This window comes from Xanthomonas sp. JAI131 (genome assembly GCF_013410075.1).
Lineage (GTDB): Bacteria > Pseudomonadota > Gammaproteobacteria > Xanthomonadales > Xanthomonadaceae > Xanthomonas_A > Xanthomonas_A bonasiae.
The window spans coordinates 51,741-76,465 of record NZ_JACCCN010000005.1; the positions used below are offsets into that span (position 1 = coordinate 51,741).

General features: G+C 69.6%; 23 protein-coding genes. 17 read left to right on the forward strand and 6 right to left on the reverse strand.

Annotated features, from left to right (window positions below):
* Window positions 1–13: 13 nt before the first annotated feature.
* Genes HDC36_RS19775 through HDC36_RS19785 form a run of 3 tightly spaced genes read right to left on the reverse strand, consistent with a single transcriptional unit; the run spans window position 14 to window position 3,595 of the window.
* Window positions 14–1,048 carry an aldo/keto reductase gene (locus HDC36_RS19775; RefSeq protein WP_179570599.1) on the reverse strand — a complete coding sequence of 345 codons (1,035 nt, stop codon included), beginning with the start codon at window positions 1,046–1,048 and terminating at the stop codon, window positions 14–16.
* Window positions 1,049–1,088: 40 nt separating this feature from the next.
* Complete coding sequence (locus HDC36_RS19780; RefSeq protein ID WP_179570600.1) at window positions 1,089–2,363, reverse strand: SGNH/GDSL hydrolase family protein; 1,275 nt, start codon at window positions 2,361–2,363, stop codon at window positions 1,089–1,091.
* Window positions 2,360–3,595, reverse strand: a complete 1,236-nt coding sequence (locus HDC36_RS19785) for an MFS transporter (protein WP_179570601.1) — start codon at window positions 3,593–3,595, stop codon at window positions 2,360–2,362. The genes HDC36_RS19780 and HDC36_RS19785 overlap by 4 nt, the downstream gene beginning before the upstream one ends.
* Window positions 3,596–3,690: 95 nt before the next feature.
* Between HDC36_RS19785 and HDC36_RS19790 the strand changes: the two genes are divergently transcribed.
* The 5 genes from HDC36_RS19790 (at window position 3,691) to HDC36_RS19810 (ending at window position 7,654) form a co-directional block, all read left to right on the forward strand.
* Window positions 3,691–4,602 (forward strand): LysR family transcriptional regulator, encoded by a 912-nt coding sequence (locus HDC36_RS19790; RefSeq protein ID WP_179570602.1) that lies wholly within the window; start codon window positions 3,691–3,693, stop codon window positions 4,600–4,602.
* A 275-nt stretch (window positions 4,603–4,877) separates the two neighbouring features.
* On the forward strand, window positions 4,878–5,972 hold the full coding sequence (locus HDC36_RS19795; protein ID WP_145701647.1) for an OmpA family protein: 1,095 nt from the start codon (window positions 4,878–4,880) through the stop codon (window positions 5,970–5,972).
* 11 nt (window positions 5,973–5,983) lie between these two features.
* A complete protein-coding gene (locus HDC36_RS19800; RefSeq protein ID WP_179570603.1) occupies window positions 5,984–6,205 on the forward strand; it encodes a hypothetical protein in 222 nt (73 codons plus the stop codon).
* A gap of 59 nt (window positions 6,206–6,264) precedes the next feature.
* Complete coding sequence (locus HDC36_RS19805) at window positions 6,265–6,771, forward strand: hypothetical protein (RefSeq protein ID WP_179570604.1); 507 nt, start codon at window positions 6,265–6,267, stop codon at window positions 6,769–6,771.
* Between the two features lie 91 nt (window positions 6,772–6,862).
* Entirely contained in the window at window positions 6,863–7,654 is a 792-nt protein-coding gene (locus tag HDC36_RS19810; RefSeq protein ID WP_179570872.1) for a pseudouridine synthase, read from the forward strand.
* Here HDC36_RS19810 and HDC36_RS19815 read toward each other — a convergent pair.
* A complete protein-coding gene (locus tag HDC36_RS19815) occupies window positions 7,605–7,997 on the reverse strand; it encodes an HNH endonuclease (RefSeq protein WP_179570605.1) in 393 nt (130 codons plus the stop codon). The two genes, HDC36_RS19810 and HDC36_RS19815, sit on opposite strands and share 50 nt — an antisense overlap.
* Window positions 7,998–7,999: 2 nt before the next feature.
* Window positions 8,000–9,202: a glycine C-acetyltransferase gene (gene kbl / locus HDC36_RS19820; protein ID WP_179570606.1), complete on the reverse strand. Its 1,203-nt coding sequence runs from the start codon at window positions 9,200–9,202 to the stop codon at window positions 8,000–8,002.
* A 198-nt stretch (window positions 9,203–9,400) separates the two neighbouring features.
* On the opposite strand from kbl, the gene HDC36_RS19825 reads away from it, so the two are divergent.
* The 5 genes from HDC36_RS19825 (at window position 9,401) to HDC36_RS19845 (ending at window position 14,385) form a co-directional block, all read left to right on the forward strand.
* Window positions 9,401–10,423, forward strand: coding sequence for a sulfate ABC transporter substrate-binding protein (locus HDC36_RS19825; RefSeq protein ID WP_225209831.1), 1,023 nt, complete (start codon window positions 9,401–9,403; stop codon window positions 10,421–10,423).
* 4 nt (window positions 10,424–10,427) lie between these two features.
* Window positions 10,428–11,288, forward strand: coding sequence for a sulfate ABC transporter permease subunit CysT (gene cysT / locus HDC36_RS19830; RefSeq protein WP_179570607.1), 861 nt, complete (start codon window positions 10,428–10,430; stop codon window positions 11,286–11,288).
* A 1-nt stretch (window position 11,289) separates the two neighbouring features.
* Entirely contained in the window at window positions 11,290–12,252 is a 963-nt protein-coding gene (gene cysW, locus HDC36_RS19835; protein ID WP_255432837.1) for a sulfate ABC transporter permease subunit CysW, read from the forward strand.
* A 7-nt stretch (window positions 12,253–12,259) separates the two neighbouring features.
* Window positions 12,260–13,306 (forward strand): sulfate/molybdate ABC transporter ATP-binding protein, encoded by a 1,047-nt coding sequence (locus HDC36_RS19840; RefSeq protein ID WP_179570608.1) that lies wholly within the window; start codon window positions 12,260–12,262, stop codon window positions 13,304–13,306.
* Between the two features lie 371 nt (window positions 13,307–13,677).
* On the forward strand, window positions 13,678–14,385 hold the full coding sequence (locus tag HDC36_RS19845) for a TorF family putative porin (RefSeq protein WP_179570609.1): 708 nt from the start codon (window positions 13,678–13,680) through the stop codon (window positions 14,383–14,385).
* Window positions 14,386–14,509: 124 nt separating this feature from the next.
* Here HDC36_RS19845 and tdh read toward each other — a convergent pair whose 3' ends face one another.
* The gene (gene tdh / locus HDC36_RS19850) at window positions 14,510–15,541 is read right to left on the reverse strand and encodes an L-threonine 3-dehydrogenase (RefSeq protein WP_179570610.1); all 1,032 of its coding nucleotides are present in this window, start codon (window positions 15,539–15,541) and stop codon (window positions 14,510–14,512) included.
* 161 nt (window positions 15,542–15,702) lie between these two features.
* On the opposite strand from tdh, the gene HDC36_RS19855 reads away from it, so the two are divergent.
* The 7 genes from HDC36_RS19855 to HDC36_RS19885 all read left to right on the forward strand — a co-directional run bounded on the left by HDC36_RS19855 (window position 15,703) and on the right by HDC36_RS19885 (window position 24,621).
* Window positions 15,703–17,856: a S46 family peptidase gene (locus tag HDC36_RS19855; RefSeq protein ID WP_179570611.1), complete on the forward strand. Its 2,154-nt coding sequence runs from the start codon at window positions 15,703–15,705 to the stop codon at window positions 17,854–17,856.
* A gap of 178 nt (window positions 17,857–18,034) precedes the next feature.
* Complete coding sequence (locus HDC36_RS19860; RefSeq protein WP_179570612.1) at window positions 18,035–18,679, forward strand: histidine phosphatase family protein; 645 nt, start codon at window positions 18,035–18,037, stop codon at window positions 18,677–18,679.
* A 366-nt stretch (window positions 18,680–19,045) separates the two neighbouring features.
* On the forward strand, window positions 19,046–20,305 hold the full coding sequence (folC, locus tag HDC36_RS19865; RefSeq protein ID WP_179570613.1) for a bifunctional tetrahydrofolate synthase/dihydrofolate synthase: 1,260 nt from the start codon (window positions 19,046–19,048) through the stop codon (window positions 20,303–20,305).
* A gap of 68 nt (window positions 20,306–20,373) precedes the next feature.
* Entirely contained in the window at window positions 20,374–21,417 is a 1,044-nt protein-coding gene (locus HDC36_RS19870) for an SPOR domain-containing protein (protein WP_179570614.1), read from the forward strand.
* 97 nt (window positions 21,418–21,514) lie between these two features.
* Window positions 21,515–22,282 (forward strand): CvpA family protein, encoded by a 768-nt coding sequence (locus HDC36_RS19875; RefSeq protein WP_179570615.1) that lies wholly within the window; start codon window positions 21,515–21,517, stop codon window positions 22,280–22,282.
* Window positions 22,283–22,310: 28 nt separating this feature from the next.
* Window positions 22,311–23,777 carry an amidophosphoribosyltransferase gene (purF, locus tag HDC36_RS19880; protein WP_179570616.1) on the forward strand — a complete coding sequence of 489 codons (1,467 nt, stop codon included), beginning with the start codon at window positions 22,311–22,313 and terminating at the stop codon, window positions 23,775–23,777.
* A 22-nt stretch (window positions 23,778–23,799) separates the two neighbouring features.
* On the forward strand, window positions 23,800–24,621 hold the full coding sequence (locus tag HDC36_RS19885; protein WP_179570617.1) for a ferritin-like domain-containing protein: 822 nt from the start codon (window positions 23,800–23,802) through the stop codon (window positions 24,619–24,621).
* The last annotated feature ends 104 nt before the right edge of the window (window positions 24,622–24,725 follow it).

Below are 24,725 nucleotides of genomic sequence, written 5' to 3' on the forward strand. Positions count from 1 at the left end.
CGACATATTCGACTCAGACCGGTCGCGGATTGCGCTCGGCGAAGCCGCGCTGATGCCAGTACGGATACGGCGGCACCACCGCGCTGGCCGCGTCCAGCCGTTGCACCTGCGCGGCGTCGAGATTCCAGCCGACCGCGCCCAGGTTCTGCCGCAACTGCTCCTCGTTGCGCGCGCCGATGATGACGCTGCTCACCGTGGGCCGCTGCAGCAGCCAGTTCAGCGCGATCTGCGGCACGCTCTTGCCGGTCTCGGCGGCGATCGCGTCGAGCGCGTCGACCACCCGGTACAGGCGTTCGTCCTCGACCGGCGGGCCGGCTTCGGTGACCTTCTTGTCGTGCAGGCGGCTGCTTTCCGGCAGCGGCTGGCCGCGGCGGATCTTGCCGGTCAGCCGGCCCCAGCCCAGCGGGCTCCACACCACCGCGCCGACGCCCTGGTCCAGCCCCAGCGGCATCAGTTCTTCCTCGTAGTCGCGGCCGATCAGCGAGTAGTAGGTCTGATTGGCGACGTAGCGCGACCAGCCATGGCGGTCGGCCACCGCCAGCGACTTCATCAGGTGCCAGCCGGAGAAATTGGACACGCCCAGATAGCGGATCTTGCCGGCACGGACCAGGTCGTCGAGCGTGGACAGGGTTTCTTCCACCGGCGTCTTCGCATCGAAGCCGTGCAACTGGAACAGGTCGATGTAGTCGGTGTCCAGGCGCTTGAGCGCGGCATCGACCGCGCGCAGCAGGTGGAAGCGCGAGGAGCCGACGCTGTTCGGATCGTCGGGGTCGAAGCGGAAGGTGGCCTTGGTCGAGATCAGCACCTGGTCGCGGCGGCCCTTGATCGCCGCGCCCAGCACCGATTCGGCGGCACCGCCGGAATAGATGTCGGCGCTGTCGAACAGGTTGACCCCGGCCTCCAGGCAGATGTCGATCAGGCGTCGCGCCTGGTCCACGTCCGAATTGCCCCAGGCGGCGAAGAAATCGTTCGAGCCGGCGAAGGTGCCGGTGCCGAAGCTGAGGACGGGGACCTTGAAGCCGGAGGCGCCGAGATGACGGTATTCCATGGTGAGGATTCCTTTGCGGGGGGACGGAAGGGAGGTGCGATCAGCGTGGCTTAGCAGCGGCGGGGGGCGTGTCGGCCGTCTCGCCGAGCACGCGCGCGGCGGCCTCGGCCATGGCGGCATAGCCGGCATCGCCGGGGTGCAGGTGGTCGCCGGAATCGAACGCGGGCAGCATGCGGGTGGGGTGCGCGGGGTCGCGGAGCAGGGCGTCGAAATCGATGATCGCATCGAAACCGTTGCCATCGCGTATCCACGCATTGACCTGCTGGCGCACGCGCTCCTTGTCCGCGCTGTAGTAGCCGCGGATCGGGGTGTCCGGCAACGCGCCCTCGAACGGGGTCAGCGTGGCGCCGATCACGCGCAGGCCGCGCGCCTGCGCACGCTGCAGCAGTTGTCGGTAGCCGGCGATCAGCTCCTGCGCGGCGACCGGCGCATCGTCCGGCGCGAACGGCGTGGCGTACCAGCTGATGTCGTTGATGCCGATCAGCAAGACCAGCGTGCGCACCCCGGGTTGCGCCAGCACGTCGCGGTCCAGCCGCGCCAGCGCATTGCTGCCCATGCGGTCGCGCAGCACGCGGCCGCCGGAGATCCCGGCGTTGAGCACCGCCACGCGCTGCGCCGCCAGCCGCGTGGCCAGCTGGTCCGGCCAGCGCCGGTCGCTGCCCGGGGTGGACGCGGCGCCGTCGGTGATCGAATCGCCCAGCGCCACCACCGCGCCGGCGGCGTCGGCGCGGCGCACCTGGATGCCGCTGACGAACAGTCGCACCGGCAGCGCCGTGGCGTCGTCCAGCGCCGCATCCGCGGTGCGCTCGCCGGCGGCCAGCCAGGCGCTCTGCAAGCCCTCCCAGTGGAAGGTGGACGGCGCGGTCGGCTGCGGCAGGTACAGGCTGACGCTGAGCCGGGCCAGGTCCGGCACGCTCAGTGCGACCGGATCGCTGAGCACCGGTGCGCCGGGCGGAATGGTCACCGCGCGCTGTCCGCCGAAGCGCAACTCGCGGTCCGAGCCGGGCACGATCGCCGCGCCGTCGCCGGCCAGCGCCAGGTGCGCGGCGCCGATCTGCAACGGCGCGCGGCCGTAGGCGTTGGACAGTTCCACCCGCACCGTCTCGCCGCCCAGGCTGACCCGCGCCACCTGGCGCACGGTCTGCCGCCACAGGTTGAACGGGGTCTGGGTCGGGAACGGGAAGTCGGCGGCCCACAGCGGCTGCGGACTCGCCTGCCAGGTCGCGACCCAGTCGCGCTCGGCGGCGCCGGCCGGTAACGCAACAGCGCCGAGCAAGGCCGTGGCCAGCGCGGCCTGGTGCAGGCGCCGGCTCATGCCGCACCGCCTGCGGCGCAGGCCGTCGCCGGCGCAGGTTCGGATGCGGGCGACAGCCGCAACGCCAGCAGCGCCACCGCCAGGCCGGACGCAGTGACCAGCGCCGCCGCCCAGGGCAAGTGCGCCAGACTGCCGCCGTGGCCGATCACCAGTCCGCCGAGCCAGGCGCCCAGCGCATTGCCCAGGTTGAACGCGCCGATGTTCAGGCTCGACGCCAGATGCCGTCCGGCGTCGCCAGCCTTGCCCAGCACCCACAGCTGCAGCGGCGCCACCGTGGCGAACGCCGCCACCCCGAGCAGGCCGACCAACAGCACCATCGCCGGCGCCGAGCGCAGCGCGAATGCCAGCGCCGCCAGCACCAGCGCCAGCAGGCCCAGGGTCAGCGGCAAGGCCTGCCGCGGATGGCGGTCGGCCAGGCGCCCGCCGAGCACGTTGCCGACGATCATGCCCACCCCGAACACCAGCAGCAGCGGCGACACCGCGCCGTCGGCCAGGCCGGTGACCCGGGTCAGGATCGGCTGGATGTAGGTGTAGACGGTGAACACGCCGGCATAGCCGAGCACCGTCGTCGCCAACCCGAGCAGCACCGGCGCGCGACCGACTGCGTGCAGTTCGGCGCGCAGCGGCGGCGCGGGCGTGGCGTCGTCGCTGGCCGGGACCAGCGCGGCGATCACCACGGTGGCCAGCAGGCCGATCGCGGCCACCGCCCAGAACGTCGCGCGCCAGCCGAACTGCAGGCCCAGCCAGGCGCCGGCCGGCACCCCCAGCAGGGTGGCGACGGTGAGTCCGGTGAACATGGTGGCGATCGCCGAGGCCTTGCGCTGCGGCGCCACCAGGCCGGTGGCGACCACCGCGCCGACGCCGAAGAAGGTGCCGTGCGCCAGCGAGGTGACCACCCGCGCCGCCATCAGCGTGGCGTAGTCCGGTGCCAGCGCGCAGGCCAGGTTGCCGGCGGTGAACACCAGCATCAGCGCCACCAGCACGCGCTTGCGCGGCCAGCGCCGGCTGGCCACGGTCAGCAACGGCGCACCGACGAACACGCCCAGCGCATAGCCGGAAATCAGCAGCCCGGCCGCGGGCACGCTGACCTGCAGGTCGGCCGCGACCTGCAGCAGCAGGCCCATGATCACGAACTCGGTGGTGCCGATGCCGAACGCGCCGGCGGTCAGCGCGAACAAGGCGAGCGGCAGCCGCGGCGGCGGCGTGGCGGCAGGCGAAGGGGAGGGGGGCATGGTGGTTCCGGAAGGCGGGAGGACCACAGCCTATGATCGCGCTTTATCAGCACAAACTGGCAATATGTTGAGTGACTTTCAACGGAATCGAGAGAATGGACCGGATCGGCGATATCGCGCTGTTCCTGCGCGTGCTCGACCTGGGGTCGATCAGCGCCGCCGCACGCAGCCTGGACCTGTCGGTGGCGGTCGCCAGCCAGCGGCTGAAGCGGCTCGAGCGCGATCTCGGCGTGCGCCTGCTGCACCGGACCACACGGCGCCTGCATCCCACGCCCGAAGGCCTGCAGCTGGCCGAACAGGGCCGTGCGCTGGTCGAGGACCTGGAGTCCTTGGCCGGTGGCCTGCGCGAAGCCGGCCGCAGCGCCGCCGGCACCTTGCGGGTGACCATGTCGGCCTCGTTCGGGCGCCAGTACGTGTCGCCGCTGCTGCCGCAGTTCATGGCCCTGTATCCGCACATCCGGCTGAGCGTGCACCTGAGCGACAACGTGGTGGATCTGGTCAGCGAGGGCTTCGACCTGGCGATCCGGATCGGCGCGCTGCGCGATTCCAGCCTGGTGGCGCGGCGCCTGGCCGGCAACCGCCGGGTGTTGTGCGCCGCTCCCGACTACCTGCGCCGCCACGGCGAACCGGCCACCCCGGCGGACCTGGCCGCGCACGCCTGCCTGCTGCTGACCGGCGCCGAAGGCCGCCAGGACACCTGGCACCTGCACGGCGCCGAGGGCGAGGTGGCGGTCAAGGTCGGTGGGCCGCTGGAATCCAACTTCGGCGAAGTGCTGCGCGATGCGGTGCTGAATGGCCAGGGGATCGCCCTGCATTCGGTCTGGCATGTGGCGGAGGATCTGCGGCACGGGCGCCTGCGCCAGGTCCTGCCGCAGTACACGATCGCCGAGACCGGCATCTACGCGGTGATGCCGCAGCGCCGGCTGGTGCCGCCGCGGGTGCGCGCCTTCGTCGAGTTCATGCAGGTTCAGCTGGCCGATCCGCCGCCCTGGGAGCGCCTGGAGTGAGACGGACGTGCAAGACCGGCACACTGTCTACAAGCGCCGGCAGGGCCCCGAGCACCGCATTGCATCATTTCATGAAGCTGTATACGGTGTATCCACGAGCGCCGAGGGTCTGGCCGTGGGTTTCACATGTTACGTGCCTGTTAACGCGGTCTTCACCATGCCGAGCATAATGTGCGCGGCGATGGCGTGCGGAACGGCCGTCTGGATGTGACGAGACATCTGTACTGAACCATGCCCTATCGGTTTCTATATCCCCGAAACAAGGAGCTGTATTAATGAACAAGAAAATTCTCACCGCCGCATTGCTGGGCGGTCTGGCCGTCGCCCAGGCAGCGTCCGCACAGGAATTCGACGACCGCTGGTACCTGACCGGTTCGGCCGGTTTCAACTTCCAGGACAACGACCGTCTGACCAACGACGCCCCGTTCGTCACCCTGGGTCTGGGCAAGTTCGTCAGCCCGAACTGGTCGATCGACGGTGAACTGAACTATCAGAACCCGAACTTCGACGCCAACCAGGACCTGAACTGGAGCCAGTACGGCATCTCGTTCGACCTGCGTCGCCACTTCATCCAGGAAGGCCGTGGCTGGAACCCGTACCTGCTGTTCGGTCTGGGCTACCAGCGTTCGGAAGAAGAGTTCGACACCGGCGGCGCCGTGTCCCCGGGCCAGCGCAAGGACGGCAACTTTGCCGCCAAGGCCGGCGTCGGTCTGCAGACCACCTTCGACAAGCGCGTTGCCGTGCGTGCCGAAGTGGCCTACCGCGCTGACTTCGACGACCAGAGCGTTGCCGCTCCGTCCGAGAACTGGTTCGGCGACGTGCTGGCTTCGGTCGGCGTCGTGATCCCGCTCGGCCCGCCGCCGTCGGCTCCGGTTGCCGCTCCGGCTCCGACCGCTGCCCCGAGCTGCGCGGACCTGGACGACGACGGTGACGGCGTCAACAACTGCGACGACAAGTGCCCGACCTCCCAGCCTGGCCAGACCATCGGTCCGGACGGTTGCCCGGTGCCGGTCTCGATCGACCTGAAGGGCGTCAACTTCGACTTCAACAAGTCGACCCTGCGTCCGGACGCGATCGCGATCCTGAGCGAAGCCACCGAGATCCTGAAGCGTTACCCCGACCTGAAGGTCGAGGTCGCCGGTCACACCGACTCGAAGGGTACCGACGCTTACAACCAGAAGCTGTCCGAGCGTCGTGCGACCACCGTGTATGACTACCTGACCAAGAACGGCGTGGACGCTTCGCGTCTGGTCGGTCCGATCGGCTACGGCGAGAGCCGCCCGATTGCGCCGAACACCAACCCGGATGGTTCGGACAACCCGGAAGGCCGTGCGAAGAACCGTCGTACCGAGCTGAACGTCCAGAACTAATCGGACGCTTCATGCTTCAAGCAAAGCCCGGCCTCGCGCCGGGCTTTGTTTTTGTGCGCCCGGAAACCATCGCGCGCTTCTGTAGGAGCGGCTTCAGCCGCGACATTTGCCTTGCCGGAGAGGACATGTCGCGGCTGAAGCCGCTCCTACAAAGGCGGCAAAAAGCTCTCTGCCAAGCTGAACTTTTTCAGCCTTCCCAATTATTTAGCGCATGCAGTGCCGGTATCGGTTGAAACTGCGCCTGGCCCTGCCTACACTCGCGGCGTCGTCTCGCCTGAATGGAAAAAAACCGATGCTGCGTATCGTTACGGCCGGCCTGCTTGGTCTTGCCTTGATTCCTGCCGCTCACGCCGCACCGGATTGTTCCGGCGACGTGCTGCCCAAGCCGCTGCCGCTGCCGGCCACGGTCGGTGCGCCGATCGCCTCGGAGCTGTACACGCGCAACCTGCAGCTGGGCATGCCCAGCGGCGTGCTGGCGCAGTCCTACAGCAGCGACCAGTCGCTGGACCGGGTGCTGCTGCGGCTGCGCGCCGAGGGCTGCCAGAGCCTGGCCAACGCGATGCCGGCCGGCGGCGCGGTGAAGCCGAACGATCCGGCCGCCTACAAGCCGACCACCGCGTTCGACAACACCCCGTGGCGCTTCGACATGAGCCAGAACGGCAAGCGCATGACCGCCGAAGAGTTCGACGCCTGGATGAAGGCGCGCGGCGTGCGCGTGGTCAAGGCGCGTCCGGCGCCAGCCGCAGTGCCCGCCGCCGCACCGGCGCCCGACGCGGCCGCGCCGGTCGACAAGCAGTAAGCGCGGCGCGCGGTCGCCGACCGCGCCTGCGTACGAAGCGCGCGCGGTGAAGCCTCCTTCGCGTTCCCGCCGCCCCGCGCCGCGCACCGCGGTGCCGGCGGCCAGCGTCCCGCGGTCGCCGCGCGCGGCTGCGGCCGGCGAAGCCCGCCACGGCCTGGCGCGCACGCTGTCCAAGCTCGGCCTGTGCTCGCGCACCGAAGCCGCGCGCTGGATCGCCGCCGGCCGCGTCGCGGTCGACGGCCGCACCGTCACCGATCCCGAATTCCCGATCCTGCGCGGCCGCCACCGGCTGGCGCTCGATGGCGAGCCGCTGGCTGCCACGCAGCGCCTGTACCTGATGCTCAACAAGCCGCGCGGCCTGGTCACCACCGCGCAGGACGAGCGCGGCCGCGATACCGTCTACCGCTGTTTCGACGGCGCCGGATTGCCCTGGCTGGCGCCGGTCGGGCGCCTGGACAAGGCCAGCGAGGGCCTGTTGCTGTTCTGCAACGATCCGCAGTGGGCGGCGCGGGTCGCCGATCCGGCCAGCGGCCCGGACAAGACCTATCACGTGCAGGTCGATGCGCTGCCCGATGCGGCATTGCTGGCGCGCATGTGCGCCGGCGTGGTCGCCGACGGCGAGCCGCTGCGCGCCAAGCAGGTGCGGCTGCTGCGGCAAGGCGACAAGCACGCCTGGCTCGAAGTGGTACTGGACGAGGGCCGCAACCGGCAGATCCGGCGCCTGCTGGCCGAACTCGATCTGGGCGTGCTGCGTCTGGTGCGGGTGGCGATCGGCGGGCTGGCGCTGGGCGAACTGGGCAAGGGCGCCTGGCGCGAACTCAGTGCCGCCGAGGTCAGGGCGCTGGCGCCGACAGCGGACGCCAGCGCGCCAGCCGCGCGCTGAGCAGGGCGGCGACCACCGCGTAGGCGCGCGCATCCTGCGGGCCGCGCGCATCGTGATGGCGGCCCTTGGTGTGGTTGCAGCTGGCGCAGGCCAGCGCCAGATTGCGCGCATCGTTCGGGTCGCCGCCGACCAGGGCGCACAGCGGCGCTGCCGCGCGGCGGCCGAACCAGGCCTGCGGCACCACGTGCTCCAGCGTGCTGTGCCCGAGCGGTTCGCCGTCGGCGCGCAGGCGCAAGCGCCGGCGGCAATGCAGGCAGCGCGTCTCCCAGCCGTCCTCCAGCGCTTGCGCGTGTACATCGGTCCGCGCCGCCAGCAACAGCCGTTGGCGCAGGACCGTGCGCATGCTCAGGCGGGGATGACGTTCAACTCGCGGCCGATGCGGACGAAGGCGTCGATCGCCCGGTCCAGCTGCGCGCGCGTGTGCGCGGCGCTGATCTGGGTGCGGATCCGCGCCTGCCCCTTGGGCACCACCGGGAAGAAGAAGCCGATCGCATAGATGCCTTCCTCCAGCAGCCGCTCGGCGAAGCGTTGCGCCAGCGGCGCGTCGTACAGCATCACCGGGCAGATCGGGTGGGTGCCGGGCTTGATGTCGAAGCCGGCCGCGGCCATGCGCTCGCGGAAGTGGCGGGTGTTCTCGACCAGTTGCGCGCGCAGGTCGGCGGCCGCGTCCAGCATCGCGAAGGCCTTGATCCCGGCGGCGACCACGTGCGGCGGCAGCGAGTTGGAGAACAGGTAAGGGCGCGAGCGCTGGCGCAGCAGTTCGATCACCTCGCGCCGGCCGGTGGTGAAGCCGCCCAGCGCGCCGCCCATGGCCTTGCCCAGGGTGCCGGTGAAGATGTCGATCCGGTCCATCACGCCCTTGACCTCGGCCGAGCCGCGGCCGGTCGCGCCGAGGAAGCCGGTGGCGTGGCACTCGTCGATATGCACCAGCGCGCCGTACTGCTTCGCCAGCGCGGTGATCTCGTCCAGCGGGGCGATGAAGCCGTCCATCGAGAACACGCCGTCGCTGGTGATCAGCTTGGTCTTGCAGCCGGCCGCGTCGGCGGCCTGCAGCTGCGCTTCCAGGTCGGCCATGTCGCAGTTGGCGTAGCGGAAGCGCTTGGCCTTGCACAGGCGCACGCCGTCGATGATCGAGGCATGGTTGAGCGCGTCGGAAATGATCGCATCGGCCTCGCCGAGCAGCGGCTCGAACAGGCCGCCGTTGGCGTCGAAGCAGGCGGCGTAGAGGATGGTGTCCTCGGTGCCGAAGAACTCGGCGATGCGCGCTTCCAGTTGCTTGTGCAGGTCCTGGGTGCCGCAGATGAAGCGCACCGAGGCCATGCCGAAGCCGTGGGTGTCCAGCGCGTCCTTGGCCGCGGCGATCAGCGCCGGGTGGTCGGCCAGGCCCAGGTAGTTGTTGGCGCAGAAGTTCAGCACGCGGCGGCCGTCGGCCAGCACGATCTCGGCCGACTGCGGGCCGACGATGATGCGTTCGGACTTGAACAGGCCCTGCGCGCGGATCGCGTCCAGTTCGTCGGCGTAGTGCTGGGTGAGGCGGGAATCGGTCATGACGGGCACGCGCAGGCGGGAGAGGTGGAGATTTTAACGCGGCGTGTGCGAAGGTCGGCGGGCGTCATGCAAAAATGGCATAAGCATCGACGGCGAAGTCATTTCACCGGACCAATGCGGCTGCGCAGCATGGCGCACTGGCCGTGGTCGCATGGCCGGACCGCCCGTGCCCCCTGACCCTCTTCCGGAGATCCGTCCATGCCCAGCCTCCTGCCGCGCCGATTCAGCCCGCTGCTCGCGCTCGCGCTGTGCGCGTTCGCCGGCACCGCCGCCGCGCGCGACGTGCAGCTGCTCAACGTGTCCTACGATCCCACGCGCGAGCTGTACCGCGACTACAACGCCGCCTTCGCCAAGCACTGGGAGCAGACCCACAGCGGCGACAAGGTGACGGTGGAAACCTCGCATGGCGGTTCCGGCAAGCAGGCGCGCTCGGTCATCGACGGGGTCGAGGCCGATGTGGTGACGCTGGCGCTGGCCTACGACGTGGACGCGATCGCCGACAAGGGCAAGCTGATCGATCCGGGCTGGGCCAAGCGCCTGCCCGACAACAGCGCGCCGTACACCTCCACCATCGTGTTCCTGGTGCGCAAGGGCAACCCGAAGAAGATCAAGGACTGGCCGGACCTGCTGCGCACCGGCGTGTCGGTGATCACCCCGAATCCGAAGACCTCCGGCGGCGCGCGCTGGAACTACTTGGCGGCCTGGGCCTACGCCGACCACATCTTCAAGGGCGACCGCGAGCGCATCCTAGGCTACATGCGCGCGCTGTTCCGCAACGTGCCGGTGCTGGACACCGGCGCGCGCGGCGCCACCACCACCTTCGTCCAGCGCGGCATCGGCGACGTGCTGCTGGCCTGGGAGAACGAGGCGTTCCTGGCGCAGGAGGAACTGGGCAAGGACAAGTTCGAGATCGTGGTGCCGAAGCTGTCGATCCTGGCCGAGCCGTCGGTGGCGGTGGTCGACAAGAACGTGGACAAGCACGGTACCCGCGACGTCGCCGAGGAATACCTGAAATACCTGTATTCGCCGGAAGGGCAGAAGATCGCGGCCAAGCACTACTACCGCCCGCGCCATCCCGAATACGCCGACCGCGCCGACATCGCGCGCCTGCCGAAGGTGCAGCTGGTGACCATCGACCAGGCGTTCGGCTCCTGGGCCAAGGCCCAGGCCGAGCACTTCAACGACGGCGGCCTGTTCGACCAGATCCAGGCGAGCAAGTGACGCGATGGGAGTGAATGCCGCCGCGGCCACGCGCGCTCCGTCGCGGCGCAGGGTGATTCCCGGGCTCGGCCTGAGCCTGGGCATCACCCTGACCTGGCTGGGACTGGTGGTGCTGATCCCGTTGCTGGGCGTGGTGCTCAAGACCAGCGGCCTGGGCTGGCACGGCGTATGGCAGGTGTGGAGCGAACCGCGGGTGCTGTCGGCGCTGCGGGTCAGCTTCGGCACCGCCTTCGTCGCCGCCGCGTTCAATGCGGTGATGGGCACCTGGGTGGCCTGGGTGTTCGTGCGCTACCGCTTCCCCGGCAAGCGCCTGTTCGACGCGATGATCGACCTGCCGTTCGCGCTGCCGACCGCGGTGGCCGGCATCGCGCTGACCGCGCTGTACGGCGGCAACGGCTGGGTCGGCCGCTGGCTGGAACCGTTGGGGCTGAAGATCGCCTACACCCAGCTCGGCATCGTGGTGGCGCTGGTGTTCGTGGGGCTGCCGTTCGTGGTGCGGATCGTGCAGCCGGTGCTGGCCGAGGCCGAGCGCGACGTGGAAGAGGCCGCGGCCACGCTCGGCGCCGGCCGCTGGCAGACCATCCGCCGCGTGGTGCTGCCGGCGCTGTGGCCGGCGGTGCTGACCGGATTCGCGCTGGCCTTCGCGCGCGGCATCGGCGAGTACGGCTCGGTGATCTTCATCGCCGGCAACCTGCCCAACGCGACCGAGATCGCGCCGCTGCTGATCACCATCCGCCTGGAGGAATTCGACTACGCCGGCGCGACCGCGATCGCCGCGGCGATGCTGCTGCTGTCGTTGCTGATGCTGCTGGTGGTCAACGGCGTGCAGGCGCGCTTCGCGCGGCGCGGTCTGGCGGCGCATTGAGATGAGCGATACCGTGTCCAGCTTGACCATCCCGTTCTCGGAGACTGCGTTGAGCGCATCGCCGCCTGCTGCCCGCCGTCGCGTCGCTTCGGTCACCACCGAGCCGTGGTGGGTGCAGGTGCTGCTGATCCTCGGCGCGCTGGGCTTCCTGCTGTCGTTCCTGTTCCTGCCGCTGCTGCTGGTGTTCGTCGAGGCGCTGCGCGGCGGTATCGGCGTGTTCTGGCGGGCGATCTCCGATCCCGATGCGCTCGCGGCGATCCGCCTGACCCTGCTGGTGACCGCGATCGTGGTGCCGTTGAACCTGGTGTTCGGCGTGGCCGCGGCGTGGGCGGTGAGCAAGCACTCCTTCCCCGGCAAGCGCCTGCTGGTGAGCCTGATCGACCTGCCGTTCTCGGTGTCGCCGGTGGTCGCCGGCCTGGTCTTCATCCTGATCTTCGGCCGCAGCGGCTGGGCCTGGCCGCTGATCGACGAAGGCTGGCGGCTGCACCTGCCGGTGTTCGGCGAGGTGCTGCTGCAGCTGCCGCGGATCGTGTTCGCGCTGCCCGGCATCGTGCTGGCGACGACCTTCGTCACCTTCCCGTTCATCGCCCGCGAGCTGATGCCGCTGATGGAGCAGCAGGGCAGCGACGAGGAACTGGCGGCGTTGAGCCTGGGCGCCAACGGTTGGCAGATGTTCTGGCGGGTGACCATGCCCAACATCCGCTGGGGCCTGCTGTACGGCGTGCTGCTGTGCAGTGCGCGGGCGATGGGCGAGTTCGGCGCGGTGTCGGTGGTGTCCGGGCACATCCGCGGGCGCACCAACACGCTGCCGCTGCACGTGGAGATCCTCTACAACGAGTACGCCTACAGCGCCGCGTTCGCCTGCGCCAGCCTGCTGGCGCTGACCGCGCTGCTGACCCTGGCGCTGAAGTCCTACCTGGAATGGCGCCACGGCGAATCGCTGGCCGCCAATCACCGACACTGAGGTTGCGATGACCATCCGCGTACAGCATCTGGGCAAGCGTTTCGACGAGTTCGTCGCGCTCGACGACGTCAGCCTGGACATCCGCCAGGGCGAGTTGCTGGCATTGCTGGGGCCGTCCGGCTCGGGCAAGACCACCTTGCTGCGGGTGATCGCCGGGCTGGAGCATGCCGACGCCGGACGCGTGCTGATAGACGGCGAGGACGCGACCGGTCTGCCGGTGCAGTCGCGCCGGGTCGGCTTCGTGTTCCAGCACTACGCGTTGTTCCGGCACATGACCGTGCGCGACAACATCGCCTTCGGCCTGCGCGTGCGCCGCGGCGCCGAGCGCCTGGCCGAATCGGCGATCCGGGCGCGGGTGACCGAACTGCTCGCGCTGGTGCAACTGGACGGACTGGAGTCGCGTTACCCGACCCAGCTGTCCGGCGGCCAGCGCCAGCGCGTGGCGCTGGCGCGCGCGCTGGCGATCGAGCCGCGCGTTCTGCTGCTGGACGAACCGTTCGGCGCGCTCGACGCGCAGGTGCGGCGCGACCTGCGGCGCTGGCTGCGCGAGCTGCACGACCGCACCGGGCTGACCACGGTGTTCGTCACCCACGACCAGGAAGAAGCGCTGGAACTGGCCGACCGCGTGGCGATCCTCAACCGTGGGCGCATCGAACAGCTCGGCAGCCCGGCCGACGTCTACGACCGCCCGGTGTCGCCGTTCGTGTACGGCTTCGTCGGCGCGGTCAACCGGCTGCCGGCACAGCTGCACGACGGCCAGCTGCAGGTCGCCGGTCTGGCGCTGCCGGCACCGGACACGCCGCTGTCCAGCGGCCCGGTCGACCTGTACGTGCGCCCGGAAGACCTGGCGCCCAGCGACAGCGGCTGGGCGGCGACGGTGCTGTCCTCGCAGCGCAGCGGCTCGCGCCTGCGCCTGCGCGCGCAGTTGGCGCATGGCCAGGACGAAGTGGAAGTGGAACTGCCGGCGGGCGAGGGCGCGACGCGCTATGCGCCCGGCCAGGTGCTGCAGCTGAGCGCACGCCGCTTCGGCCTGTTCGCGCAGCAGCGCGGGTAGGGGATTCGGGATACGGCGCGCAACGGCGCTCGCGCGTTTCGCTCGTCGTCTTTGTGCGGAAGCGACTTCTGTGGGAGCGACTTCAGTCGCGACGCCCGTTACCTGGGAAGCCCGTCGCGACTGAAGTCGCTCCCACAGTGTTTGCGGCCGGCAATCAGAACGAGAAGCGGGCCGGCCCGCTGGCGCGGCGCAGACCGCGGGCGCATGGCGTAGACAAGGTTTGACCCGAAGGACGCAGCCGCAAGGCCTGCGATGACTTGGTTTGTCTTGAAAGTGTTGCACTGCAAGAAAAAACCGGTTAAAAAAGTGTGAAGCCAGCATGGCAGTGCGCGCTGGAACCACCCCCTCGTCAACCCGCAGGAGAATTACCGGTGAACAAGATCAAGCTTGGTGTCGCCCTGGCCGTGGCGCTGGCCGCCTCCCCGCTGAGTGCGTTGGCCCAGGACGAGGCTGCTGCCTCGCCGATTACCGGCTCCTATGGCGTGGTCAGCGACTACGTGTTCCGCGGCGTCTCGCAGACCAACGAAGGCCCTGCGTTCCAGGCCGGCCTCACCTACACCTCGCCGTTCGGCCTGTATGTCGGCACCTGGGGTTCCAACGTCGATTTCGGCGCCGGCGACCCGGATTGGGAAGTGGACGGCTTCATCGGCTACAACGTCGATTTCTCCGAGAACTGGAACTTCGACGTGATGGTCAACCGCTACGGCTACCCGGGCTCCGGCAAGTCGAACTACAACGAACTGATCACCAAGACCAAGTTCCTCAAGACCTACTCCTTGACCGTGGCGTATACCGACGACGTCTACAACCTGGACGAGGACAGCTTCTACTACGCGCTGGACGGGAACTGGAGCCTGCCGAACGACTTCAGCATCGGCGCGCACGTCGGCCGCACCACCTATGCCAGCGCGCTGGCGCAGTACCAGGACTACACCGACTACAGCGTCAGCGTCGGCAAGATGGTCGGTCCGCTGGCGTTGAGCGTGGGCTACTACGACACCGACGACAAGGGCAACCAGAACTTCACCAAGAAGCTGGCCGACCACCGCTTCGCGGTCTCGGGAACGATTGCGTTCTGATCCGCGCAACATCGTCGCGAACGAAGAAGGGCGCCTTGCGGCGCCCTTCTTCTTTGTGCGATCGCCAGGCCGACGACGCACGTCCTGGCGGCGCAGCGCGGCATCGCCGCCGCCGCGCCGGACCTCACCAGCTCAACACCACCTTGCCGGCCTTGCCTTCTTCCATCAGGTCGAAGCCCTTCTGGAACTCGTCGATGGTCAGCTGGTGGGTCAGCACCTTGCCGAGCGGGAAACCGGACAGCACCAGCTGGGTCATCTTGTACCAGGTCTCGTACATCTTGCGGCCGTAGATGCCCTGCACGGTCAGGCCCTTGAAGATGATCTTGTCCCAGTCGCAGCCGGCGCCGCGCGGCATGATGCCGAGCATCGCGATCTTGCCGCCGTGGTACATGCAGTCGAGCATGTCGTTGAACGCGCGCGGGTTGCCGCTCATCTCCAGGCCCACGTCGAAGCCTTCCATGTGCAGGTCGGCCATCACCTCCTTCAGCGAGGTGTTGGCGACGTTGACCACGCGCGTGGCGCCCATGTCGGCGGCGAGCTTGAGGCGGAAATCGTTGACGTCGGTGACCACCACGTTGCGCGCGCCGATGTGCTTGCAGATGCCGGCGGCGATGATGCCGATCGGGCCGGCGCCGGTGATCAGCACGTCCTCGCCGATCACGTCGAACTCCAGCGCGCAGTGCGCGGCGTTGCCGTACGGATCGAAGAACGCGGCCAGCTCGGACGGGATCTGGTCCGGGATCGGCCACAGGTTGGAGGCCGGCATCACCATGTATTCGGCGAAGGCGCCGTTGACGTTGACGCCGATGCCGACGGTGTTCGGGCACAGGTGCGGGCGCCCGCCACGACAGTTGCGGCAATGGCCGCAGACGATGTGGCCTTCGGCCGAGACGCGCTGGCCGACCTGGTAGCCGCTGACCGCCGAGCCGAGTTCGGCGATGCGGCCGACGAACTCGTGGCCGATGGTCAGGCCGGGCTTGATCGTGCGCTGGCTCCATTCGTCCCACAGATAGATGTGCAGGTCGGTACCGCAGATTGCGGTCTTCTCCAGCTTGATCAGCACTTCGTTGGGGCCGGGCACCGGCACCGGCACCTGTTCCAGCCAGATGCCCTTGGCTGCGTCGCGCTTGACCAGCGCCTTCATTGTTTGCGCCATGGCGGTGCAAGACTCGGGTTGAGAGGGCGCGAAGTATAAGCCGCCCGCCGATCCGGCCATGTTGCGGCGCGTGCGGGGTGCCGTTGGTCATGCTCGTGGCGGCGGTTGCATTCGTTACAATCTAACGTCTGTCTAACGTTAGTCGCGAAGGAATCCATTCGATGCGCTCGAATCTGCTGGCTGTCGCCGTCGTCGCCACCCTGGCCTGTGCCCCGGCCGCCCGTGCCGGCGAAGGCATGTGGGTGCCGCAGCAATTGCCGGATATCGCCGGCCAACTGCAGCAGGCCGGGTTGAAGCTGTCGCCGCAGCAACTGGCCGACCTGACCGGCGATCCGATGGGCGCGGTGGTGTCGCTGGGCGGCTGCACCGCCAGCTTCGTGTCGCCGCAGGGCCTGGTGGTGACCAACCATCATTGCGCCTACGGCGCGATCCAGCTCAATTCCACGCCGCAGAAGAACCTGATCCGCGACGGTTTCAGCGCGGCCAGCAACGGCGCCGAGCTCAGCGCCGGGCCCAACGCGCGCATCTACGTGCTCGACCGCATCAGCGACGTCACCGAGCAGGCCAAGGCCGCGATGGCCGCCGCCGGCAGCGACGCGCTCAAGCGCACCCAGGCGCTGGAGGCGTTCGACAAGGCGCAGGTCGCGGCCTGCGAAGCCGAGGCCGGCTACCGCTGCGAGCTGTACAGCTTTTCCGGCGGCAATACCTACCGGCTGTTCCGCACCCTGGAGATCCGCGACGTGCGCCTGGCGTACGCGCCGCCGTCGGGCATCGGCAAGTTCGGCGGCGACGTCGACAACTGGATGTGGCCGCGCCACACCGGTGATTTCTCGTTCTACCGCGCCTATGTCGGCAAGGACGGCAAGCCGGCGGCCTATGCCAAGGACAACGTGCCGTACCAGCCCAGGCACTTCCTGAAGTTTGCCGATCAGCCGCTGGGCGCCGGCGATTTCGTGATGGTGGCCGGCTATCCGGGCCGCACCAACCGCTACGCGCTGGCCTCCGAATTCGACGCCACCGCCAGTTGGGCCTATCCCACCGCCGCGCGCCAGTACCGCGACCTGATCGCGCTGGTCGAGCAGGCCGGCAAGCAGGATCCGGACATCCAGGTGAAGTACGCGGCGACGATGGCCAGTTGGAACAACGTGGCCAAGAACTACGAAGGGCAGCTGGAAGGCTTCAAGCGCATCGACGCGGCCGCGCAGAAGCAGGCCGAGGAACGCGCGGTGCTGGCCTGGCTCAAGCGCCAGGGCCGCGACGGCCGCGCCGCGCTGCAGGCGCATGCGCAGCTGCTGGCGCTGGACGAGCAGGCCAAGGCCACCCGCGACCGCGACCTGATCCTGCGCCAGATGCGCCGCACCGGCGTGCTCGGCAGCGCGCTGTCGCTGTACCGCCTGTCGATCGAGCGGGCCAAGCCCGATGCCGAGCGCGAACCCGGCTACCAGGAACGCGACCTGCCGGAGATCGAGGGCGCGCAGAAGCAGATGGAACGCCGTTATGTCGCGTCGATGGACGGCCAACTGCAGCGCTACTGGTTCGACCAGTACCTGAAGCTGCCGAAGGCGCAGCGGTTGCCGGCGCTGGACCAGTGGCTGGCCGGCGCCGATGCGCAGGCCGCCGCCGCGCGGCTGGCCGGCACCAAGCTGGGCAGCACCGAGGAACGCCTGAAGTGGCTGCGCGCCGACCGTGCCGCGTTCGAATCCAGCGACGATCCGGCGCTGCGCTATGCGGTGGCGCTGATGCCGGCGCTGCTGCAGATCGAGCACGAGGAGAAGCGCCGCGAAGGCGAGGAACTGCTGGCGCGTCCGCGTTACCTGCAGGCCTTGGCCGACTACAAGAAGAGCCAGGGCGAATCGGTCTACCCCGACGCCAACTCCTCGTTGCGCATCACCTTCGGCAACGTCAAGGGCTATGCGCCGAAGGATGGCGTGGCCTACACCCCGTTCACCACGCTGGAAGGCGTGCTGGCCAAGGACACCGGCGCCGATCCGTTCGATTCGCCCAAGGCCCTGCTCGACGCGGCCAAGGCCAAGCGCTACGGCGGGCTGGAGGACAAGCGGCTGGGTTCGGTGCCGGTCGATTTCCTGTCCGACCTGGACATCACCGGCGGCAACTCCGGCTCGCCGGTGCTCGATGCGCAGGGCAAGCTGGTCGGGCTGGCGTTCGACGGCAACTGGGAGTCGGTGAGCTCCAACTGGGTGTTCGACCCGGCCATGACCCGGATGATCGCGGTGGATTCGCGCTACCTGCACTGGATCATGCAGGAAGTGGCGCCGGCGCCGCGGCTGCTGAAGGAACTGAACCTGGCGCAGTAACCGCGCCTGGCGCGGTGGCGGCCTGTGCCGCCATGCGCGGCCTGCCGGGCGTTAAACGCCCGGCGTGGCGGCCGCGGAGCGGGATGCGGTTCGGGGGTTTCCGGCGGCGGAGCAGGTATCATGCCGCTCCGTTTTCGCTCGCGAGACGGCAACCTCTCCCCCAACGGAATTCCAGCGCATGCGCATCCTGCTCGCTCGTCACGGCGAAACCCCGTGGAACGCCGAAGGCCGCTACCAGGGCCAGATCGACATCGCGTTGTCCCCGGTCGGCGAGGCGCAGGCACAGGCGCTAGGCGCGCGCCTGCGCGAAGTGCCGCTGACCCGCGCGGTGGCCTCGCCGCTGTCGCGCGCGCAGAGCACGGCCCGCTACGCGCTCGGCGCGCAGCGCGAGGCGATGCTGCTGACCGATCCGGACCTCCAGGAGATCGCGCACGGCGAATGGGAAGGCCTGCTCGCCAGCGAGATCAACGACAAGGATCCGGCACGCCTGCGCGCCTGGCGCGAGGAGCCGGACACGGTGCTGATGCCGGGCGGCGAATCGCTGCGCCAGGTGCTGGACCGTTCCTGGCGCGGCCTGACCCGCGCCGCCGAGGGCCTGGGCGAGTACGACACCTTGCTGGTGGTGGCGCACGATGCGGTCAACCGGGTGATCCTGTGCCGGGTGCTGGGCCTGCCGATCGCCAAGCTGTGGAGCTTCCGCCAGGCGCCGACCACGCTGAACCTGCTCGAAGGCCCGGACGTCGAGCATCTGGAAGTGGTGCGGCTGAACGATTGTGCGCACCACACGCCGTTCTTCGGCGAGGCCAAGCATCGGGCGCTGTAGGCGGCGAAATCCGCAAATTTGGAGTAGCGGCTCCGATTCCTGACCGAGTGCACGTTTTTGCTTTTGCTTCGCTTTTCGGGTCCCGTGAGACGCGGCACGTGGCATGGGCGAATACCCCGAAGGGGCGGCGCGCACGATGCGCGCCGTTTTTCGTAGGCACATGGATGTGCCTTCGAAAAATGCCCATGCCACGTGCGCACCCGGAGCGCGAAGCGCGGAGGGCGCGTCGCCCGGGTGTGCTTTCTTTTGGTTACTTTTCTTTGCACAAGCAAAGAAAAGTGACTCGCGCGTCAGCGCGAAAGCTGTTGCTTCCAAGAGGTGTGCGGGTGATCGAACGCGCCTCGTCGAAAGGCTGAAAATACACAGATGAAAACCTTCCCCGAATGGCTCGCCTACATCGAGCAGCAACACCCGCAGGACATCGCGATGGGCCTGGAGCGCGTGCGCGCGGTGGCCGCGCGCATGGGCCTGGACCGGCCGGCGAAGAAGGTCGTCACCGTCGGCGGCACCAACGGCAAGGGCTCGACCGTGGCCTTCGTCGAGGCGATCGCGCGTGCCGGCGGCTGGACCGTCGGCAGCTACACCTCGCCGCACCTGCTGCGCTACAACGAGCGCGTCCGCATCGGCGGGCAAGAGGCCAGCGACGCGCAGCTGGTGGCCGGCTTCGAGGCGGTGGACGCCGCGCGCGGCGACACCCCGCTGACCTATTTCGAATACGGCACCTTGGCCGCGCTGTGGCTGTTCCAGCAGGCCGAGCTGGACCTGGCGGTGCTGGAAGTGGGCCTGGGCGGACGCCTGGATGCGGTCAACCTGGTCGATGCCGACGTGGCGGTGATCACCACCGTCGATATCGACCACACCGACTGGCTGGGGGCGGATCGCGAGTCGATCGGCGCGGAGAAGGCCGGCATCGCGCGGCCGTGGAAACCGCTGGTGCTGGGCGAGATCGATCCGCCGTCGAGCGTACTGCGCCGCGCCTATGCGATCGGCGCCAACGCGATCCGCGCCGGCAGCGATTTCTTCCATGAGCCGATCGATGCCGACCAGTGGCGCTGGCGCGACGTCGGCACCGAGCTGGAGTTGCCGTCGCCGCAGCTGCGCGCGCCGGTGCAGCGCGCCAACGCCGCCACCGCCATCGCCGCCTTGCGCGCGCTTCGCAGGGCCTTGCCGCGCACCGCCTACGCCGAGGGCATCGCCGCGGCGCAGTTGCGCGGACGGCTGCAGCCGTTCGTGCGCGACGGCGTCGAGGTGCTGGTCGATGTCGGCCACAACCCGCAGGCCGCGCGCGAGCTGGCCGCGGCGCTGCAGGCGCAGCCCTGTGCTGGCGCCACCCGCGCGGTGTTCGCTGCCCTGGCCGACAAGGACGCGGCCGGTGTGGTGCAGGCGCTGGCCGGGCAGGTCGCTGCCTGGCATCTGGCCGGGCTGTCCGGCGCGCGCGGCCAGAGCGGCGCGCAGTTGCGAGCGCGCCTGGCCGGTACCGACGCGGCCGCAGGCGTGGTCGCCGATAACGTGGAGCAGGCGCTGCAGCAGGCCCTGGCGCAGGCGCGGCCGGGCGACCGGGTGCTGGTGTTCGGCTCGTTCCATACGGCGGCCGACGCCTTGCACTGGCTGCATTCAGCCGGCTGACCGCGCCGGCAGCCGGCCGACCTTATAATCGCTGCGGCACTCCGCCATGCCGCCCCCTCAAGCTTTCCGTGGATACCGTCCTGAAACAGCGACTGATTGGCGCCCTTGTCCTGGTGGCGCTCGCCGTGATCTTCCTGCCGATGCTGGTCAAGGGCCCCGCGCCCGACAGCGGCGTCGCCAATGTTCCGCTGAAGGCTCCGGACGCTCCGGCCAACGGCCAGTTCCAGACCCGCGAGTTGCCGCTGGTGACGCCGGGCGACGCGCCCAGCGGCGGTGCCGTGGGCATGGCCAGCGCGCCGGCCGCGGCGCCGGCGCCGGTGCAGGACAACCCCGACGCCGCCGACCTGGCCACGCCGGCCGCGGCCGGCAGCGCCGCGCAGCCGTTGCCGCCGACCGTGGCCGCCGGCAACTACGCGGTCAATTTCGGCGCCTATTCCACCCAGGCCGACGCCGATGCGGTGATCGCGCGGCTCAAGCAGGCGCAGCTGCCGGGCTTCCGCGAAGCGGCCACGATCGGCGGGCGCCAGGCCTGGCGCGTGCGGATCGGCCCGTATGCCGACCGCGCCCAGGCCGAGTCGGTACGCCTGCAGGCGGTGAAGGTGCGCAACGACGTCAATGCGCAGGTGGTGACCCTGGACGCGCCGAGCGCATCCTCGGTGGCCGCCGCCGCGACGCCGGCAGCGACCGCGGCGCCGGCCAAGACCGAAACCCTGCCGCCGGAGCCGGCCAAGCCGGTGGCCGCGGCCAAGCCGCCGGTCGCCGCGGCGCCCAAGCCTGACCAGCCCAAGCCCGAGCCGGCCAAGCCGGCCGCGACGCCGGCGCCGGTCGCCGCGGCCAAGCCCGCCCCGAGCGTGCCGAGCGTGCCGGCCGCGTCCGGCACCGGCTTCGCCGTGCAACTGGGCGCCTTCGCCAAGGCCGAGGACGCCAACGCGTTGCGCGACAAGGTTCGCGCCGCCGGATTCAGCGCCTTCGTCGAACAGGTGCGTACCGACAAGGGCGCCTTGAACCGGGTGCGGGTCGGCCCGGTCGCCAATCGCGCCGATGCCGAACAGCTGCGCGCGCAGGTCGCCTCCAAGGTCGGCATCAGCGGTATGGTACGTCCACACCCTTGAACCGGGCTTCGGCCCGCGGAGTCGCAAGCATGTACCAGGGAAGGGAACCGCGGCGCGCTGCCGCCGCCATGGTGCGGCCCGGCCGCAGGAGGCGCGCATGATCGATATGGTGTTGCTGGCGGTGATCCTGGTCTCGGCGCTGCTCGGCGCGCTGCGCGGCTTCGTCGGCATCGTGGTCGGCACGCTGTCGTGGCTGCTGTCCGGCTGGGCCACCTTCCAGTTCGGCGGCAGCGCCGGCCGCTGGCTGGCCGACGGCGCGCATCCGAGCATGACCTACTATCTGGGCGGCTACGCGCTGACCTTCGTGGTGACGATGGCGGTGGTGGGCATCACCGGCATGGTGATCCGCAGCGCGGTCCGCGCCACCGCGCTGTCCGGCACCGACCGCGCGCTCGGCTTCGGCCTGGGCACGCTGCGCGGCGGGTTCTTCGCCGCGGTGCTGGTGCTGCTGATGAGCTTCACCCCGCTGACCCGCGAGCAGGCCTGGCGCCAGTCGGTGGTGCTGCCGGTGCTCAGCCCCGGCGTGCACTGGATGCGCGCGCAGCTGCCGGACTGGCGCATGCCGCAGATGCCGCAACTGGACATGTCGCAGATGAACCTGCAACAGATGAACATGCAGCAGATGGATTTGGGCAAGTTGCCCCTGGCAGGCGATAATGCCGCCCTGGGCAACGCCCTGTCGGCCAGTGGCCTGCAGGACGTGATGTCCAAGGCCCTGGGGCGTCCGGGTGCCCAATCCGCGCAGCCCGGCGGCGACCCGACCCAGGTCCTGCCTGCGAATATCGATCCGGCGCAGGCGCGTCCGGCAGCAAACGACCCGGCACGGGTCGAATCCAACGGCCAGGCACGGCCACCTTCCCAATAGCGGCGCATTCGCCGCGGAGAGCGTTCAAATGTGTGGCATCGTCGGAATCGTCGGCAATCAGAATGTCGCAGCGCAACTGTATGACGGCCTGGCCGTGCTGCAGCACCGCGGGCAGGATGCCGCGGGCATCGCCACCGCCGATGGCACCCGCCTGCGCGTGCAGAAGGCCAATGGCCTGGTCCGCGACGTCTTCGACGAGAAGCGCATGGCGGTGCTGGAAGGCCGGGTGGGCATCGCCCATTGCCGCTATCCCACCGCCGGCTCGGAAGGCATGGACGAGGCGCAGCCGTTCTACGTCAATTCGCCCTACGGCATCGCGCTGGCGCACAACGGCAACCTGATCAACACCGAGGCGCTGCGCCAGCAGGTGTTCGAGGCCGACCGGCGCAACATCAACACCGATTCGGACAGCGAAGTGCTGCTGAACGTGTTCGCCTACGAGCTGGACGCGCAGCGCATGCTGACTCCGGAAGCGGCGATCCGCGCGGTGGCCGGCGTGCACCGCCGCTGCAAGGGCGGCTATGCGGTGGTCAGCGTGGTGCTGGGCCTGGGCCTGGTGGCGTTCCGCGACCCGCACGGCATCCGTCCGCTGGTGCTGGGCAAGCGCGAGGGCGTGGAAGGCGACGAATACATCGTCGCTTCCGAGTCCTCGGCGCTGGACATCCTCGGCTTCACCCGCCTGCGCGACGTGCGCCCCGGCGAGGCGCTGGTGATCACCGGCCGCGGCGAGCTGTTCTCCGAGGTCTGCGCCTCGCCGACCGACCACACCCCGTGCATCTTCGAGTACGTGTACTTCGCGCGCCCGGACTCGATGATCGACAACGTCTCGGTGCACAAGGCGCGCATGCGCATGGGCATGAAGCTGGGCGAGAAGATCCTGCGGCTGCGCCCGGACCACGACATCGACACCATCATCCCGATTCCGGACACCTCGCGCGACGCCGCGCTGGAGATGTCCAACGTGCTCGGGGTGAAGTACCGCGAGGGCTTCGTCAAGAACCGCTATGTCGGCCGCACCTTCATCATGCCGGGGCAGGTCGAGCGGGTGAAGTCGGTGCGCCGCAAGCTCAATCCGATCCACCTGGAATTCCGCAACCGCGTGGTGCTGCTGGTCGACGATTCGATCGTGCGCGGCACCACCAGCCGGCAGATCGTGCAGATGGCGCGCGAGGCCGGCGCGCGCAAGGTATACCTGGCCAGCGCCGCGCCGCCGGTGCGCTACCCGAACATCTACGGCATCGACATGCCGGCCGCCGACGAGCTGATCGCGCATGGCCGCAGCGAGCAGGAGATCCAGGAATTCCTCGGCTGCGACTGGCTGATCTACCAGGACCTGGAAGACCTGGAGACCGCGGTGCGCGAGGGCAACCCGGAACTGAAGACCTTCGATTCCTCGTGCTTCAACGGCGAGTACACCACCGGCATCGAGCCGGGCTACTTCGAGCGCATCATGCAGCTGCGTTCGGACGAAGCGAAGAAGAAGCGCCGCGCCTGACGCGGTGTTGCGTGGCGCACCGATGCACGACGCGCACGCCGGCGGGGATCTGCTGCAAGCGGCGCGGCTGTGCCTGGCTGCCAGCGCGCCCGAGGACAAGGTCGCACTGACCCAGCGCTACGCCGCCGCGTTCGCTGCCGGCGCGCTGCGCGTGCCGGCGGATGCCGCCGAGCCCGAACCGATCCGCATGCCGGGGCGTCCGCCGCGGCCGTTGCTGGTGCATCCGCGCGACCTGCCGCGGCGCGGATTGGGCAGCGCCGAGGGCCGCGCCGCCTTCATCCATGCGATCGCGCACATCGAGCTCAACGCGATCGATCTGGCCTGGGACGCGGTGTACCGCTTCCGCGGCTTGCCCGACGCGTTCTACGCCGACTGGGTAGCGGTGGCCGCCGACGAATCGCGCCATTTCGCGCTGCTGCGCGACCGGCTGCGTGCGCTGGGCCACGACTACGGCGATTTCGCCGCGCACAACGGGCTGTGGGAGATGTGCGAGAAGACCGCGCACGACGGCCTGGCGCGCATGGCGCTGGTGCCGCGCGTGCTGGAGGCGCGCGGGCTGGACGTGACCCCGGGCATGATCGTGAAGCTGCGCGCGCTCGGCGACGCCGCCACGGTCGAGATCCTGGAACTGATCCTGCGCGAGGAAGTGGCGCATGTCGCCGCCGGCTCGCGCTGGTACCGCTGGTATTGCGCGCGCGCCGGCATCGAGCCGCGCGCGCGGTTCGCCGAGCTGCTGCGCGAATACGCCGGCGGCTACCTGCACGGCCCGTTCAACCTGCCGGCGCGGCTGCTGGCCGGTTTCGACGAGGACGAACTGCTCGCCTTGCAGCGCCAGGCCGGCTGAGGCGGCGCGCTGCCGCGCGGCGAAGCGGCCGGCGTTACCCGGCAGGCCGGCCGCGACGGTTCCCGAACGATCGCCGTTTGGCGTGCGCCGCTGTCCTGCCCATG